Annotated in this window: 14 protein-coding genes and 3 tRNA genes; 11 read left to right on the top strand and 6 right to left on the bottom strand. The window is 71.9% G+C overall.

The window, feature by feature from the left end; genetic code table 11:
* Positions 1-189 precede the first annotated feature (189 nt).
* Positions 190-1,551 carry an MFS transporter gene (locus ABGB14_RS13255; protein WP_347643915.1) on the bottom strand — a complete coding sequence of 454 codons (1,362 nt, stop codon included), beginning with the start codon at positions 1,549-1,551 and terminating at the stop codon, positions 190-192.
* On the opposite strand from ABGB14_RS13255, the gene ABGB14_RS13260 reads away from it, so the two are divergent.
* Together ABGB14_RS13260 and mihF are read left to right on the top strand one after the other, a co-directional pair.
* Positions 1,463-2,698: an ROK family protein gene (locus tag ABGB14_RS13260; RefSeq protein WP_347643916.1), complete on the top strand. Its 1,236-nt coding sequence runs from the start codon at positions 1,463-1,465 to the stop codon at positions 2,696-2,698. The genes ABGB14_RS13255 and ABGB14_RS13260 overlap by 89 nt on opposite strands.
* Before the next feature lie 641 nt (positions 2,699-3,339).
* A complete protein-coding gene (gene mihF, locus ABGB14_RS13265) occupies positions 3,340-3,645 on the top strand; it encodes an integration host factor, actinobacterial type (protein ID WP_043641121.1) in 306 nt (101 codons plus the stop codon).
* Between the two features lie 147 nt (positions 3,646-3,792).
* Here the strand turns inward: mihF and ABGB14_RS13270 are convergent, their stop codons facing one another.
* On the bottom strand, positions 3,793-4,440 hold the full coding sequence (locus ABGB14_RS13270; protein ID WP_347621116.1) for a response regulator transcription factor: 648 nt from the start codon (positions 4,438-4,440) through the stop codon (positions 3,793-3,795).
* Positions 4,431-5,678 (bottom strand): sensor domain-containing protein, encoded by a 1,248-nt coding sequence (locus tag ABGB14_RS13275; protein ID WP_347643917.1) that lies wholly within the window; start codon positions 5,676-5,678, stop codon positions 4,431-4,433. The genes ABGB14_RS13270 and ABGB14_RS13275 overlap by 10 nt, the downstream gene beginning before the upstream one ends.
* 184 nt (positions 5,679-5,862) lie before the next feature.
* Between ABGB14_RS13275 and ABGB14_RS13280 the strand changes: the two genes are divergently transcribed.
* From ABGB14_RS13280 to ABGB14_RS13295, 4 genes are all read left to right on the top strand, one after another.
* Positions 5,863-7,143, top strand: coding sequence for an acyltransferase (locus ABGB14_RS13280; protein ID WP_347643918.1), 1,281 nt, complete (start codon positions 5,863-5,865; stop codon positions 7,141-7,143).
* A 46-nt stretch (positions 7,144-7,189) separates the two neighbouring features.
* Entirely contained in the window at positions 7,190-7,690 is a 501-nt protein-coding gene (locus ABGB14_RS13285; RefSeq protein ID WP_347643919.1) for an N-acetyltransferase family protein, read from the top strand.
* A 47-nt stretch (positions 7,691-7,737) separates the two neighbouring features.
* Positions 7,738-10,245 carry a DUF3516 domain-containing protein gene (locus ABGB14_RS13290; protein WP_347644346.1) on the top strand — a complete coding sequence of 836 codons (2,508 nt, stop codon included), beginning with the start codon at positions 7,738-7,740 and terminating at the stop codon, positions 10,243-10,245.
* Positions 10,246-10,433: 188 nt separating this feature from the next.
* Positions 10,434-10,949, top strand: coding sequence for a DUF2087 domain-containing protein (locus ABGB14_RS13295; protein WP_347643920.1), 516 nt, complete (start codon positions 10,434-10,436; stop codon positions 10,947-10,949).
* Here the strand turns inward: ABGB14_RS13295 and ABGB14_RS13300 are convergent.
* Positions 10,916-11,842, bottom strand: coding sequence for a helix-turn-helix domain-containing protein (locus ABGB14_RS13300; protein ID WP_347643921.1), 927 nt, complete (start codon positions 11,840-11,842; stop codon positions 10,916-10,918). The two genes, ABGB14_RS13295 and ABGB14_RS13300, sit on opposite strands and share 34 nt — an antisense overlap.
* 41 nt (positions 11,843-11,883) lie before the next feature.
* On the opposite strand from ABGB14_RS13300, the gene ABGB14_RS13305 reads away from it, so the two are divergent.
* Entirely contained in the window at positions 11,884-12,663 is a 780-nt protein-coding gene (locus ABGB14_RS13305; RefSeq protein ID WP_347643922.1) for a phytanoyl-CoA dioxygenase family protein, read from the top strand.
* A gap of 5 nt (positions 12,664-12,668) precedes the next feature.
* Here ABGB14_RS13305 and dusB read toward each other — a convergent pair whose 3' ends face one another.
* Both dusB and ABGB14_RS13315 read right to left on the bottom strand, forming a co-directional pair.
* The gene (dusB, locus tag ABGB14_RS13310) at positions 12,669-13,778 is read right to left on the bottom strand and encodes a tRNA dihydrouridine synthase DusB (protein WP_347643923.1); all 1,110 of its coding nucleotides are present in this window, start codon (positions 13,776-13,778) and stop codon (positions 12,669-12,671) included.
* 81 nt (positions 13,779-13,859) lie between these two features.
* Positions 13,860-14,096, bottom strand: coding sequence for a hypothetical protein (locus ABGB14_RS13315; protein ID WP_347643924.1), 237 nt, complete (start codon positions 14,094-14,096; stop codon positions 13,860-13,862).
* A 41-nt stretch (positions 14,097-14,137) separates the two neighbouring features.
* Between ABGB14_RS13315 and ABGB14_RS13320 the strand changes: the two genes are divergently transcribed.
* The 4 genes from ABGB14_RS13320 (at position 14,138) to ABGB14_RS13335 (ending at position 15,063) form a co-directional block, all read left to right on the top strand.
* A complete protein-coding gene (locus tag ABGB14_RS13320) occupies positions 14,138-14,812 on the top strand; it encodes an ACT domain-containing protein (RefSeq protein ID WP_347643925.1) in 675 nt (224 codons plus the stop codon).
* Positions 14,813-14,827: 15 nt separating this feature from the next.
* Positions 14,828-14,899: transfer RNA gene (locus ABGB14_RS13325), tRNA-Gly, on the top strand.
* A gap of 14 nt (positions 14,900-14,913) precedes the next feature.
* Positions 14,914-14,987, top strand: a tRNA-Cys gene (locus ABGB14_RS13330).
* 1 nt (position 14,988) lies between these two features.
* Positions 14,989-15,063: transfer RNA gene (locus ABGB14_RS13335), tRNA-Val, on the top strand.
* The last annotated feature ends 54 nt before the right edge of the window (positions 15,064-15,117 follow it).

The following is a 15,117-nucleotide window of genomic DNA, read 5'->3' on the forward strand; positions in this document are numbered from 1 at the left end:
GTTTACCGCGTGAGCCACATGAAACCGGCACGCAACCTGCAGGTCAAGTCACGATCGCATAACACCAGGTCAGCCGCCATGCCGGCAAATCCGCGACCACCGGCGCGGCAAGCCGGGCGCGCCCGGAGCATGCCGGACGCGCGACGGATGAGGCCCGCGAAGACGGACAGGACGCGGCGCCGCGCGGGGTCAGTCCCGGGCGGGTTCGGGCGCCGGCCCGGGCGCGACGACCCCTTCCCCGCGGGACTCCGCGCCGGAGACCCTGAGCAGCGAACGGATCGCGGGCGCTCCGGCGAGCGCCACCACGGCGGCCAGGACCGTCGGGATGACGAGCGCGACCGGCAGCGAGGAGGCCTCGGCCACGTAGCCGAGCACGGCGGGCCCCAGCAGCAGCCCGCTGTAGCCGAACGCCGTCACCATGGCCAGCGCCCGTCCCACCCGGTCGCCGACCGCTCCGACCGCGCTGAACAACACCGGCACCACCGTGGCCAGCCCCACCCCGGCCAGCGCCCAGCCGGTCCACGCGCAGACCACCTGGAGCGGCTCGCCGACGGCGGGCGAGAGGAGGATCAGCACGTAGCCGACGGTGGCGAAGAGCCCGGCCAACTGGATGGTGCGCACGGAGCCGAGCCTGGCCCTGATCGGGTCGCCCAGCAGCCGGACGGTCGTCATGGCCACGGAGAAGACCGTGTACGCCAGCGGCGCCATGGCGGGGTCGGTCTCCAGCACCGTACGCGCGTGCAACGCGGCCCAGTCGATGGCCGCGCCCTCGCTCAGGTGCCCGGCGAAGGCGGCCAGCCCGAGCACCGCGATGAGTCCCCACTTCAGCCCGGCGCCCTTCTGGGCCCCCGGCTCCGGCGAGGCGTGCTCGGGCTGGTCGGGCAGCAGCAACCGGGCCGCGGGAACGTACAGGAACGGCACGACCAGGGCCGCCGCGATCAGCAGCCACTGGGCGTCGAGCCCGGCCTGCAGGACGAGCGCGGTGAGCCCGCCCCCGGCGGCGCCGCCCAGGCTCCACGTGCCGTGGAAGGCCGAGATGATCGGCCGGCCGTAGCGGCGTTCGACTTCGACGGAGTGGGCGTTCATGGAGACCTCGGTCACCCCGAGCCCGATCCCGAACACGATCGCCAGCACCACGAGGGCCTCGTACGAGGGCGCCAGCGCCGGGCCGAGCAGGACCAGCGCCGAGAACGGGCCGGCGAACCAGCACACCCGCCTGCTGGACCACCGGTCCACCAGGGATCCCGCCACCAGCATCGACACCAGCGCACCGCCGGAGATCAGCAGCAGGATGCTGCCCAGCCGGGCGAAACCGAGGTCGAGCCGGTCGTTCAGGGACGGCAGCCCGGCCGCCCAGAGACCCATCACAAAACCGCAGAGGATGAAAAATCCGAAAACTCCGGCACGAGCACGCCTGGCTTCAATGACGCTTTTGTTCACGGCTAGAGCATAAACTGTGTTCGTGAACGGAGCCACGACGAGCGGCGAGCTTCGCGCGCACAACCGGGTGCGGCTGCTGCGCGCCGTCCACGACTGCGGGGCCACCAGCACCCGATCGCGGCTGACCCGCGACCTGCGGCTGGCGAGGGGGACGGCGTCGGTGCTCGTCGCCGGGCTGGCCGAGGACGGGCTGCTGCACGAGGAGCCGGCCCAGGAGCACGCGCGGGGACGCCCGACCCAGGTGCCGGGCCCTCATCCGCGCGGGCCGCTGGCGCTGGCGGCGGACGTGCGCGAGGACGCGTGGGAGCTGGCGGCGTGCGAGCTGGGTGGCCGGGTCGCCGTCCTGGACGTGCGCCCGCACGACGGCACGCCCGAGGGCGCTCTCGTTCCGCTGGGCGAGGCCGTCGCCGCCCACACGTCCCGGCTCGGCCACCGGGTCGTCGGCGTCGGCGTCGCCCTGGCGGGGCCGGTGCGGTTCGGCGGCCTGGTGGACATCGCCCACCTCGGCTGGCGCTCGGTGGACGTACCCGCCCTCCTCGGCCTGTCCCCCGCCCCCGGCGACGCCCCGCGGGAGGACGCCGCACCGGGCGCGAGCGAGGTGGTGGTCGGGAACGACACCGCGTTCGCGGCGCTGGCGGAGGCGCGGCGCGGGCGGTTGCGAGGGGTGCGGGTGGGACTGCACCTGCATGTGGACTTCGACCTGGGCGGCGTGCTGGTCGTCGAGGGGCGCCCGCTGGGCGGGGCGAGCGGCACCGGCGCCGAGTTCGGGCACATGCCGCTGGGGGGCGGCGACCGGCCCTGCATGTGCGGGGCGATCGGCTGCTGGGGCATGGACGTCGGCGCGAACGCGCTGCTGCGCCACGTCGGCCTGGAGCACGGCGGCGGCCGGGGACGCGAGCAGGCCGAACGGGTGCTGGCCACGAGCGAGGAGGCGGTGGCGGCCGGCGCCGCCGCGCTCGGCCGGGGGATCGCCGCCCTGGTGAACGCCCACGATCCGGAGGTGGTGACCCTGTCGGGCCACGGCGTGGAGCTGGCGGAGCGCGCGGGCGGGACGCTGCTGCGGGCCTGCGAGCCCCGCCTCATGGCGATCCGCCGCGACCCCCCGCCCAGGATCGCGGGGTCGGCTCTGGGCTGGCGCGGGGCGCTGCTGGGCGCCATGGAGTCGGTCTTCGACGCCTTCCTGACCCCCGAAGGGCTCGAAAGGTGGCGGAAAACCACCCTGACCAGGGTCGCGACACGCCCGAAAGGCGAAATGTGACGCATTCCACCCCGCGTAGGGATAAGCCGCAATAGCGCCCTCCGTATCCGAACACGTTTGCGATCTTGTACGGCCCCCCGCCGGCGAGCCGTACGGCTGCGAGGATCCGCCGGGCCGGACCCCCATGACCCGGGCGGCGAACGCGCGAACCCGGAGCTCGCGCCCCCATGACGGAGGCGGGCGCGACGCGGGGCGTGCCGGGCGTGCGCGGCCATCCCCGTGGCGCTCGCGGGCACGGGCGATGTCCGGTGTTTCCCCAGCGTATGAAGGGTACGGAGGCGTGCTCGCGCCGGGCGGGGCGCGCACCTCGGCCGCCCCGCGAGGGACGACCGCGGACCCGGCGAGGCCGGCGGCTCGCGGCGCCACGCTCGCAGGGCCGGCCGGGGCCCGGTCCGGCCGCCGCTGAGGTCGCACCCGCTCCGTGGGGGCTACGGTGTGGGAGAACGCGTGGTCGGCGGCATGAGGGCCGGCGAAGGCCCGGTCACGCGGCACGTGGCGTGCGCGTGAGCGGCCACGACGGGGTGGCCGGCACGTTGAGCCGGGCGCTTTCCGCAACACGAACCGCTGGTATCCGCCATGATTAGCCACTGCACCACGGGTAACAGAACCCGAACGTAAAACTCCCCGAGGAGAGAACAGAGATGGCACTTCCCACCCTCACCCCCGAGCAGCGTCAAGCGGCTCTGGCCAAGGCGGCCGAGGCGCGTGCCGCACGCACCGCCCTGCTGGCCAAGGTCAAGGCCGGCGAGCTGACGTTCGCCCAGCTGCTCGAGCGCGACGACGACATCGCGAAGAAGATCAAGGTCTCCCAGGCGCTGCGCGCCGTCAAGGGCGTGGGTCCGGCCAAGGCCACCGCGCTGATGGAGGAGGCGGGCGTCGACGAGAAGCGCCGTCTCGGCGGCCTGGGCGCCCAGCAGCGTAAGAAGCTGGTCGACGCGCTCGGCTGACCCCGAGCGGCCAGGTCCGCGCGCAGCGCCGCGCGGACCGGCCAGCCACCCCTCAGCGCGGCCGAGGAGGGACCGGAGAGCGGAGCCGCCCCCGCTCGCCGGCGGGCCGGGGCCGGGGGTGCGGGCGAACCGACAACGACATAAGGGTCAGGACCGCAGGTAGGTCAGCACAGCGAGCACCCGGCGATGCTGGTCGCTGTCCTCCGCGTAGAGGCCGAGCTTGCTGAAGATGCTCCTGATGTGCTTCTCCACGGCCCCGTCACTGATCACGAGCTGCCGCCCGATGGCCGGATTCGACTTCCCCTCGGCCATCAGCCCGAGCACCTCACGCTCACGCGGCGTGAGCTGCGCCAGCGGGTCGTCCTTGCGCCTGCGCACCATCAGCTGGGACACCACCTGCGGATCGAACACGGTGCCGCCGGCGGCCACCCGCCGCAGGCCCTCGAGAAACTCGTCGACGTCGACGACGCGGTCCTTCAGCAGGTAGCCCACCGCGCCCCGGGCGTCGGCCAGCAGGTCGTCGGCGTAGGAGACCTCGACATACTGCGACAGGATGAGCACGGGCGCGCCCGGCACCCTGCGCCGCGCCTCGACGGCCGCCCTGAGCCCCTCGTCGGTGAACGACGGCGGCATGCGCACATCGACCACCGACACGTCGGGCTTGTGCCCGGCGACGGCCTCGACGAGGCCGGGGCCGTCACCGACGGCCGCCACCACCTCGCAGCCGAACTCTTCGAGCAGCCTGACCAGGCCCTCCCTGATCAGGACCGCGTCATCGGCCACGACTACCCGCACGGCACCTCCGCCACGATCGTTGTCGGCCCGCCGTCGGGTGACTGGATCGTCAGCTCCCCGTCGACGGCGCGGAGCCGGTCGGCCAGCCCGGCGAGACCGTGTCCCTTGGCGACGCTCGCGCCGCCGACACCATCATCCCCGATCGTGAGCATCAGGCCGTCACCGATGCGGACCAGCTGGACCGTGCAGATGGTGGCGCGGCTGTGCTTGGCCACGTTCGTGAGAGCCTCGGCGCACACGAAGTAGACGGCGTTCTCGACCGACGCCTGATAACGATCGACCGTCTGCACGTCCAGGTCCACCGGGATCGTGCAGCGCCCGGCCAGGGCGGCGAGGGCGGGCGCGAGACCGCGGTCCGACAGGACGGGCGGCGCGATGCCGCGCGAGAGCGCGCGCAGCTCGTCGAGCGTCTCGCGGGTGGCGCCGATCGCCGACTTGAGCGTGACCTGCGCCGCCTCGGGGTCCTTGGCCATCTGCCGCTGCGCCCTGGACAGCTCCATGGCCAGCGAGACCAGCCGCTGCTGCGGGCCGTCGTGGATGTCGCGCTCCAGCTTGCGCAGCGCGTTGGCCTCGGCGGAGACGGCCGCGGCGCGCCCTTCGGCCAGGTCGTCGATGCGCTCGTGCAGCTCGGCCACGCCGGTCAGCAGCGCCCTGCCGAGCCCGGCCCGCAGCAGCGCGGCCCCGCGCACCATGAAGGGCATGAGCACCGCGAAGACCAGGCCGATGCCCACGTGGAAGACCACGTTGACGAGATAGCCGTCGCCGAGGCCGAGCAGCTCGGGCAGCTCCGTGTTGCCGGGGATCCGCATGGTGATGATGCCGTACAGCGGCCAGGTCAGCCCCGCCAGGGGGATCGCCCAGAAGACGACCGTCAGCACGAACGCCACGATGGCGAACGGCAGGCTGACGATGCCGTGCAGCAGATCGAGCCAGGACTGCCCGCTGGTCAGCGGGTTGACCAGCCGGCGGAACCAGCCCGCGCCGTCCGGGGCCGGCTTGTAGCGGGGCCGCACCGGAGGGCGCTTGAGCACGTCGGACAGCCAGCCGCGCTCCGCGTCGGCGAATCCCCGCGCCATCATCAGCGTGCCGGCCAGGAGTGGCACGCCGAGCCACACGACCAGGGTGCCCGTGCCGGCGGAGAAGCCGGCGACCATGAGCACGAAACCTATGACGGTCGTGGGGAAGCCCACCAGCGTGTAACGGGTGTCGAGAAGGACACGCCTCATCAGGGAGCGCATGGCCTCAACCGTATTTCGTCCCGTCGTCCCGGACGAGCGGGTGCGCCGGTGTGCGGGGGTAGGGCCAGCCCTACCGGAGCCGGTGGTGCGATCTTGACCTCGACAGGGTGGGCGGCGGCAATGTGCGCGGGCGCCCGCGACGGAAGCCTTGAGTCATCCGTCCCCTGCGAATCGAGGCGCCCCCATGACCGTTCTGCTGGACCGCCCCACCGCCGCGGCCACCACGACCACGGGGCCGCGCCGCACGGCAGGCGTGCGCGCGGCGCGGGATCCGTTCATCGACCTGCTGCGCGTGTTCGGCATGGCGCTGATCGTCCTGCAGCACTGGACCATCCCCGTGCTGTCGTACGACGGGGTCCGGCTGAGCACGGGCAACGCGCTGTCCACGCCCGGCGTGTGGGTGGTGACCTGGATCAGCCAGGTGATGCCGCTGGTGTTCTTCGCGGGCGGCGCCGCGAACGCGATCAGCTTCGGGCGCACCGGCAAGAGCGCGCCGCGGTGGCTGGCGGAGCGGCTGCGCCGCCTGGCCTGGCCGCTCCTGCCGCTCGCCGCGGTGTGGATCCCGCTGCCGCACATCCTGCTCACGCTGGGCGTGCCCGAGCAGCCGCTCGACGTGGGCGCGAAGCTGACCGGGCAGCTGCTGTGGTTCCTGGCCGTCTACCTGATCGCCGTCACGGCCACCCCGTACGCGCTGCGCCTGCACCAGAGGTACGGCCTGTGGATCCCCGCCGGGCTGGCGGCCGGGGCGGTGCTGACCGACGTGGCACGCTTCTCCACCGGGGTCGAGGCCGTGGGCTACCTGAACATCGTGTTCGTCTGGCTGGCCGTGCACCAGCTCGGCTTCCTCTACGCCGAGGGCCGGCTGCGCCACGCGTGGGCGCTGGCGGCGGGGGGCTTCGGGGCGGCGGCTTCGCTGGTGGCGTACGGCCCCTACCCGGGCAGCATGATCGGGCTGCCCGGCGCCGAGATGTCGAACATGGCCCCGCCCACCCTCGCCATGCTGGCCGTCTCCGCCGGGCAGATCGGGCTGGCCGTGCTGCTGCGGCCGTGGTTGCTGCGGCTGCCCACGGGCCGGCTGCTGGACTGGGCGGGGCCGCGGATCATGACGGTGTACCTGTGGCACATGCCGGCCCTGTTCGCCGTCACCGGCGTCGTGGTGGTCCTGCTGGGCATCGAGACGCCGGCGCCGGGCAGCGCGCTCTGGTTCGCCGGATGGCCGCTCTGGTTCGGGCTGCTGTGCCTGGTGTTGTGGCCGCTGCTGAAGGGGTTCGCCCGGTTCGAGACGCCGCCCGCGCTGCCGTACGGCAAGGAGGGCTGGGGCACGGTGCTGGGGGCGACCGCGCTGGTCGGCGCGGGGGTGCTGATCCTCACCGTGGGCGGCTTCGCCCCCGGCGGCGGGCCGTTCCTCGCGGTGATCGCGCTGCTCGGCGGGCTGCTGGTGACGGCGCCGCGCGCCGGGGCGTGAGGTCGGGGAAACACCGGCGTAACGCGCCGGTGCGCAGAATGGGGGCATGACGAAGGTCCGAGCCCTCGCCGGGGCCGATCTGCCCGCCGTCGCCGCCATCTACGCGCACTACGTGACGGGCAGCGTGGCCACGTTCGACGAGACGCCGCCGTCGCTGGACGACTGGCGGGCGAAGGCGGCCGGCGTCACGCGGGCCGGGCTGCCGTTCCTGGTGGCCGACGTGGACGGCGTGATCGCCGGCTATGCCTACCTCGCTCCATACCGTCCCAAGCCCGCCTACCGGCACACCGTCGAGGACACCATCTACATCGCGCCCGGCATGACCGGGCGCGGGCTCGGCCGGCTGCTGCTCGGCGAGCTGATCGACGCGGCGCGCCGGAACCACGCCCGCCGGGTGGTGGCGGTGATCGCCGACTCGGGCGACCCGTCGTCGGCGCGGCTGCACGAGGTGTACGGCTTCGCCGAGGCCGGCCGGCTGAGGGCCGTGGGATTCAAGCACGGGCGCTGGGTCGACACGGTCCTGCTCCAGCTCGACCTGGAGGTTTGACCTGATCGGGGCGGAGCCGGTTCGACCATCGGGCAAACTTCGGCAGGATAGAGGGCGTGAGCCTACTCGTTGACCGCCTGCCAGATGACATCGACGCCGATCCCGACGCCATCTTCGACGCTTTCGTCGCCTGGAACTCCGAGCGGGGGCTCACCCTCTATCCCGCCCAGGAGGAGGCGCTCATCGAGGTCGTCTCCGGCAGCAACCTGATCCTGGCCACGCCGACGGGGTCGGGCAAGTCGCTGGTGGCCGCCGGCGCCCACTTCGCCGCGCTGACGCGTGACGTGCGCACGTTCTACACCGCGCCGATCAAGGCGCTGGTCTCGGAGAAGTTCTTCGACCTGTGCGCCGTCTTCGGCACCGAGAACGTCGGCATGATGACCGGCGACGCGAGCGTCAACGCGGGCGCGCCCATCATCTGCTGCACGGCCGAGATCCTGGCCAACGTGGCGCTGCGCGACGGGGCCGCGGCCGACATCGGCCAGGTCGTCATGGACGAGTTCCACTTCTACGCCGAGCCCGACCGCGGGTGGGCCTGGCAGGTGCCGCTGCTGGAGCTGCCCAACGTGCAGTTCGTGCTGATGTCGGCGACGCTCGGCGACGTGTCGATGTTCGAGCGCGACCTGACCAGGCGCACCGGGCGGCCCACGTCCGTGGTCAAGCACTCGGAGCGGCCGGTGCCGCTCGTCTACTCCTACCGGATGACCCCGCTGCACGAGACGCTGGAGGAGATGCTCAGCACCGGCCAGGCGCCGGTCTACGTCGTGCACTTCACGCAGGCCGCGGCCATGGAGCGGGCCCAGGCCCTGATGTCGATCAACATGGCGACGAAGGCCGAGAAGGAGGCCATCGCCTCGATGATCGGCGGGTTCCGGTTCACCACCCGGTTCGGGCGCGCCCTGTCGCGGCTGGTCCGCCACGGCATCGGCGTGCACCACGCCGGCATGTTGCCGAAATACCGGCGGCTGGTGGAGCGGCTCGCGCAGGCGGGGCTGCTGAAGGTCATCTGCGGCACCGACACGCTCGGCGTCGGCGTCAACGTGCCGATCAGGACGGTGCTGTTCACGGCGCTGTCGAAGTACGACGGCAACAAGGTGCGCCGGCTGCGCGCCCGCGAGTTCCACCAGATCGCCGGGCGGGCCGGCCGGGCGGGCTTCGACACGATCGGCTACGTCGCCTGCCAGGCTCCCGAGCACGACATCGAGAACGCCAAGGCGCTGGCCAAGATCGGCGACGACCCCAAGAGGCGGCGCGGCTATGCCCGCAAGAAGCCGCCGGAGGGCTTCGTGGGCTGGAGCGAGGACACGTTCGTCAAGCTCCAGGAGGCCGAGCCCGAGCCGCTCAACTCGCGTTTCAAGGTCAGCAACGCCATGCTGCTCGCGGTGATCAACCGGCCGGGCGACTGCTTCCAGGCGATGAAGCACCTGCTGACCGACAACCACGAAGACCGCAAGTGGCAGCGGCGGCACATCAGCCAGGCCATCGCGATCTACCGGTCGCTGCTGGCCGGCGGCATCGTGGAGCAGTTCGCCGAGCCCGACGAGCAGGGCAGGCGGGCCCGGCTGACGATCGAGCTGCAGGAGGACTTCGCGCTCAACCAGGCGCTCTCGACGTTCGCGCTGGCCGCGTTCGACCTGCTCGACCGCGAGTCGCCGGTCTACGCGCTCGACGTGGTCTCGATCGTGGAGTCGATCCTCGACGACCCGCGCCAGATCCTGTCCGCCCAGCTCAAGAAGGCCAGGGGCGAGGCCGTCGCGCAGATGAAGGCCGACGGCGTCGAATACGAGGAGCGGATGGAGCAGCTGGCCGAGGTCATGTATCCGATGCCGCTGGACGACCTGCTGCTCGGGGCGTACGAAACCTACCGGCGCGGGCATCCGTGGGTCGGCGACTACACCGTCAGCCCGAAGTCCGTGGTGCGCGACATGTTCGAGCGGGCCATGACGTTCGCCGAGTACATCCAGTTCTACGAGCTGGCCCGGTCCGAGGGCACGGTGCTGCGCTACCTGGCCGACGCCTACCGCACGTTGTCGCGCACGGTGCCGGAGCATCTCAAGACCGACGACCTGGTCGACCTGATCGAGTGGCTCGGCGAGCTCGTCCGCCAGGTCGACTCGTCGCTGATCGACGAGTGGGAGAAGCTGACCAACCCGGCCGAGGTGCTGGAGCAGAAGGACCAGCTGGAGGCCAAGGTGCGCCCGGTCACCGCCAACCCTAGGGCGTTCCGGGTTCTGGTGCGCAACGCCATGTTCCGGCTGGTCGAGCTCTGCGCCGTCGAGAAGGAGGACGAGCTGGAGGAGCTCGCCCCCGACGTCGACTGGGGCGCGGCGCTGGACGCGTACTACGACGACCACGAGGAGATCCTCACCGACGCCGACGCCCGTGGGCCCGCGCTGCTGCGGATCGAGGAGGAGAGCGGGTTGTGGAAGGTCCGCCAGACGATCAGGGATCCGGCCGGCGACGGTGACTGGGGCATCGACGCCCAGGTCGACCTGGCCGCCTCCGACGAGGAGGGGCGGGCCGTGCTCCACGTGATCGGGCTCAACCGGCTCTGAGATCCCCGGAGAAGCGACAAGCCCTGTGCCGGAACGGACTGGCAAGGGCGCCCCGGCACAGGCCTGTCGATTAAGTGTCCGGCTCTGAGTGTTGAGGTCGTGTCATAGCCATGTCTCAAGATCGAGACATTTCGTGACATATGCGATTACAAAGAGTCAGGAAAACCTCGCGTCGATCATAGGACAAAATGGGTGAGGTGAACGACCACGACCTCCGGCGCGTCCTCGGGCTGCTCTCCCAGGACGACACGCTGCGCGCCTTCTCCGCCCTGGTGCTCGGCCTCCCCGGCGACCCGTCCCCCAAGGCGCTGCACAGGCTGGCCGCGGGCGGCCTGGCCGCCCGCGGCGACGACGGCACGTGGCGGGCCACGCCCGAGCGGTTCCGCGAGCTGCTGCGCGCCCACGCGGAATCGGCCGACGAGCCGGCCGGGGAACTCGGCGCGGAGGAGCGGGTGTTGCGGACGTTCCTGGTCGGCGGGCGGCTGACGACCACGACGATGCGCCGCGACAAGCGGCTCGTCGTGCTCCGGTACATCGTGCGGGTGTTCGAGCCGGGAGTGCGCTATGCGGAGAAGGACGTGAACGTGGCGCTGCGGGCCTTCCACGACGACCACGCGGCGCTGCGCCGCTACCTGGTCGACGAAGGGCTGCTGTCCCGGGAGGACAACGTCTACTGGCGCAGCGGCGGCCCCGTCGACGTCTGAGCGGGCCGCCGGTCCCGCAGGCGGGCACGATAGTCGCGGGGCGGCATCCCGTACTCCTTGCTGAAGGCCCGGCTGAAGTGGAAAGGGCTGACGAAACCGCACGCCAGCGCCACCTGGCCGACGTCCATGTCGGTCACCTCCAGCAGGCTCGCGGCGTGGCCGGCCCGCGCCCGGCGCACCACCCGCATGGGGGTCTGACCGGTCTGCTCGGCGAACAGGTGGGCGAAGCGGGAGGGCGAGAGCGCCACGGCACGGGCCAGCGAGGCCACCGAATGCGGGGCGCCGGGCTCGGCCGCGATGATCGCCAGGGCCCGGCGGACACGTTCGTCGCCCTCCTCGCCCGTCCGCGTGGCCTCAGGGCGCGCGGACGCGGTGGCCAGCACCAGCACCTCCTCGACCGCGCCGAGCACCAGCTCCCGCGCGGGCCCGCCCACGGCGAGCGCCGGAACCCGCGCCTCGACCGGCGCCACCGGCGCGAACCCCGGCGTCCAGCGCGCGTCCTGGAGCGCCCGCTGGAACGCCAGATCGACGCGCTCGTGCACGGACGGCGGCACCCCGGCGACCAGGTGACAGCCGTCGCCCTCGGCGTACGGCGCCAGCCACGCCGCCCAGCCCGGCCGCGGCTGGAAGTGCACCCACCAGAACCGCCACCGCTCCGCGCCCGCCCGCACCCGGTAGTGCTGCGCCGCCCCCGAGCCCAGCACCGCCAGATCCCCCGCCAACACCGCGAACGACGTGCCGCCCTGCTCGACCAGCCCCTCCCCCGCCTCCGTCCACAGCAGCAGCCAGCTGGGCGACCCCGCCGGGCGGCGTGTCGCGTAGCCGGGCGCCTTGTCGTAGTGGCCCACGATCAACAGCTCGGCAGCAGGAACAGACAGGTCCTCAGCGGTCACAGGCATACCGTCGCACGAACGTGCTCTCTAGCGTGAGGCCCATGAGGCTCAACGACTTCCACGACCAGGGATTCATGCTGGCGCCAGCCCTCCTGTCGCAGGAGGAGGTGGCCGAGCTGCGCGAGGAGTTCATGGCGCTGCACGCCAGGGGGCCGATCCCCGGGCACTTCGCCCCGCAGCCGCAGGAGCCCGGCCGGCCGTACGACATCCTGCGCGACTATCCGCGCATCATGCACCCGCACCAGGTGAACGACGTGGCCCTGCGCTTCCTGCTCGACGCGCGCATCGCCGCGATCCTGCGCGACCTCCTCGGCGAGGAGCCGATAGCAGCTCAGAGCATGTTCTACTTCAAGCCGCCGGGCGCCAGGGGCCAGGCCCTGCACCAGGACAACTTCTACCTCCGCGTCGAGCCGGGCACCTGCGTGGCCGCCTGGGTGGCGCTCGACCGGGTGGACCGGGCGAACGGCGGCCTGGAAGTGGTGCCGGGGACGCACCTGATGGACCTGTTCTGCCCCGAGGAGGCCGACCAGGGCACGTCGTTCACCAGGGAGTACGTGCCGCCGCCACCCGGCCTCGAACGGGTGCCCGTCGACATGGACCCCGGCGACGTGTTGTTCTTCAACGGCAGCCTGGTGCACGGCTCGGAGCCCAACACCACGAGCGACCGGTTCAGGCGCAGCTTCATCTGCCACTACACGGGCCGCTCGGCCGAGCGCATCGCGGAGTATTACCCGACGCTCACGATGTCGGGCGAGCGGATCCGGCTGGAGCCGGCCGTGGGCGGCGGCCCCTGCGGCACCGAGATCACCGGCCCGCACTGAGCGCGTCAGCCGCCGGAGACGTCCGACTCGGCCGCCTCCGGCACCACGCAGTCCCACGGATCGTCCAGCCACCCGTCCGGCAGCAGCACCTTGGACCGCTCACCCGACTTGCCGCGCGGTGTGTCGGTGTTGGGCGGCCACGGCTGGTCGTGATCGAGCTTGGCCAGCCCTTCGCGCAGCCCGTCGAGCGATTCGGCCGTGGCCAGCTCACGCCGCAGCTCGCTCCCGACCGGGAACCCCTTCAGATACCACCCGACGTGCTTGCGGAAGTCGGCCACCGCGTAGCGCTCGATGTCGAAGCACCCGGTCAGCCCTTCGGCGTGCCTGGCCATCGTCTCGGCCACCTCGCCGAGCACCGGCCTGGCCCGCTCGGGGCTGCCGTTGAACGCGTTCTCCAGATCTCTGAACAACCACGGCCGGCCGAGGCACCCGCGCCCGACCACCACGCCGTCGCAGCCCGTGCGCGCCACCATCCGCAGCGCGTCGTCGGCCGACCAGATGTCGCCGTTGCCCAGCACGGGGATCTCCGGCACGGCCTCCTTGAGCCGGGCGATGGCCGCCCAGTCGGCCACGCCTCCGTAGTGCTGGCGGGCCGTGCGGGCGTGCAGGGCGATCGCCGCGACCCCCTCCTCGACCGCGATGCGCCCGGCGTCAAGATAGGTGAGGTGATCGTCGTCGATGCCCTTGCGCATCTTCATCGTCACGGGCAGCGGCCCGGCGTTCGCGACCGCCTCGCGCAGGATCCGCCGCAGCAGATGCCGTTTGTACGGCAACGCCGACCCGCCCCCGCGCCTGGTCACCTTGGGCACGGGGCAGCCGAAGTTGAGATCGACGTGGTCGGCGAGGTCCTCCTCGACGATCATCCGGACCGCCCTGCCCACGATGGCGGGGTCGACGCCGTACAGCTGGATGCTCCTGGGCCGCTCGGACTCCGCGAACCGGATCATCCTGAACGTCTTGGGATTGCGCTCGACCAGCGCCCGCGTCGTGATCATCTCTGACACGAACAATCCGGCGCCCTGCTCGCGGCACAACACCCGGAACGGCGCGTTGGTGATGCCCGCCATGGGCGCGAGCACCACCGGCGGCCACACCTCGATCGGCCCAATCTTCACCCGCTCAGTTGTAGCGCAGGTCTGGCCGCGAGCGGTATTCGCCCATGGGTCCGGCCCCGGGTGGGACGAGTGTCCGCGACCTCAGTTCGTCCGGGGCCTGATCAGCGCTTCTTCGGGGACGTCACCTTGACGTTCGACGTCCTTGCTCTCCACCTCAGGAGTGACCACCGCTTCGTCGGTGACCGCCGTGCCGTCAGGGGTGGCCGCCGCGGCGCCCAGCGTGAGCACGGCCCCAGTGATGACGCCGGTGATGACGCCGGTGATGATTCCGTGAGCGAGCGAGGCGGCGCCGAAAGCACGGACCGCCGCACCCCTCACCGATAAACTGTGCACCGGCATCTTCATGCGAGGGGACACGGATGCTTCTTCGAGTGCGCCTGGTGCTGCCTGACCGGCCCGGCTCTCTGGCCCAGGTGACGACGGTCCTGGGGGCGGCGGGGGCCGACATCACCCAGGTGACCGTGCTCGACCGGGGCGCCGGCCGGGCCGTCGACGACATCACGATCTTCAACCCGGCGGGCACGCCCAGGCAGGCGCTGGTCAAAAGCCTGGAAGGCGTCGAAGGCGTGACGGTCGAGGGTGTCTGGACCACCCGGGAGGCCCCGGGCACCTACCCCGAGCTGGAGATCCTCAAGTTCATCACCACGGCGGGCGACCGGGCGCTGACCACGCTCGTCGACTCGCTCCCCGTGTTGTTCAGCGCCGACTGGGCCGCCACGATGACGGCCGAGCAGCGGGTGGTCTACGCGAGCTGGCGTGCCCCGCAGCAGCCGCCCGCCATCCCGGCCGACGTCCCGGCCCGCCCCGTCGCCCTGACCCTCGACGACGACCTGCACGTCATCCATGCCCCGCTGCCACCTCTGGCGCTGTCTCTGGTGCTGGCCCGCTCCGACGGCCCCTCGTTCCACCGCATCGAGGTGCACCGCCTGACGAGGATCCTGGAGATCTTCCTCAGCCTGCCCGCGACCGAACGCGGCATGGTCCGGCTGCTCCGCGACCAAGGACCGGAAGCATCCGGTCGAAAAACCCGCTAGAGTTAACGGAGCAACGCGGAAGTGGCTCAGTGGTAGAGCATCACCTTGCCAAGGTGAGGGTCGCGGGTTCGAATCCCGTCTTCCGCTCGGAGTTTGGGCTCGGTGGCGTGGCCGAGAGGCGAGGCAGCGGCCTGCAAAGCCGTCCACACGGGTTCAAATCCCGTCGCCACCTCCACGGACGATTAGCTCAGCGGGAGAGCGCTTCCCTGACACGGAAGAGGTCACTGGTTCAATCCCAGTATCGTCCACCAGCTCTGGCGGACCCCCGGCTTCTCGTCGAAGCCGGGGGTCCGTTCTGTGTGCCG

Origin of the sequence: Nonomuraea sp. B10E15 (assembly GCF_039871615.1) — a bacterium.
In the GTDB taxonomy this organism is placed as follows: domain Bacteria; phylum Actinomycetota; class Actinomycetes; order Streptosporangiales; family Streptosporangiaceae; genus Nonomuraea.

What these genes read in the sequence shown, in the direction of transcription:
- mihF (WP_043641121.1), top strand. Translation starts at nt 3,340, where the DNA reads ATGGCACTTCCCACCCTCACCCCCGAGCAGCGTCAAGCGGCTCTGGCC.
- ABGB14_RS13275 (WP_347643917.1), bottom strand. Translation starts at nt 5,678, where the DNA reads ATGCGCTCCCTGATGAGGCGTGTCCTTCTCGACACCCGTTACACGCTG.
- ABGB14_RS13280 (WP_347643918.1), top strand. Translation starts at nt 5,863, where the DNA reads ATGACCGTTCTGCTGGACCGCCCCACCGCCGCGGCCACCACGACCACG.
- ABGB14_RS13285 (WP_347643919.1), top strand. Translation starts at nt 7,190, where the DNA reads ATGACGAAGGTCCGAGCCCTCGCCGGGGCCGATCTGCCCGCCGTCGCC.
- ABGB14_RS13295 (WP_347643920.1), top strand. Translation starts at nt 10,434, where the DNA reads ATGGGTGAGGTGAACGACCACGACCTCCGGCGCGTCCTCGGGCTGCTC.
- ABGB14_RS13305 (WP_347643922.1), top strand. Translation starts at nt 11,884, where the DNA reads ATGAGGCTCAACGACTTCCACGACCAGGGATTCATGCTGGCGCCAGCC.
- ABGB14_RS13320 (WP_347643925.1), top strand. Translation starts at nt 14,138, where the DNA reads ATGCTTCTTCGAGTGCGCCTGGTGCTGCCTGACCGGCCCGGCTCTCTG.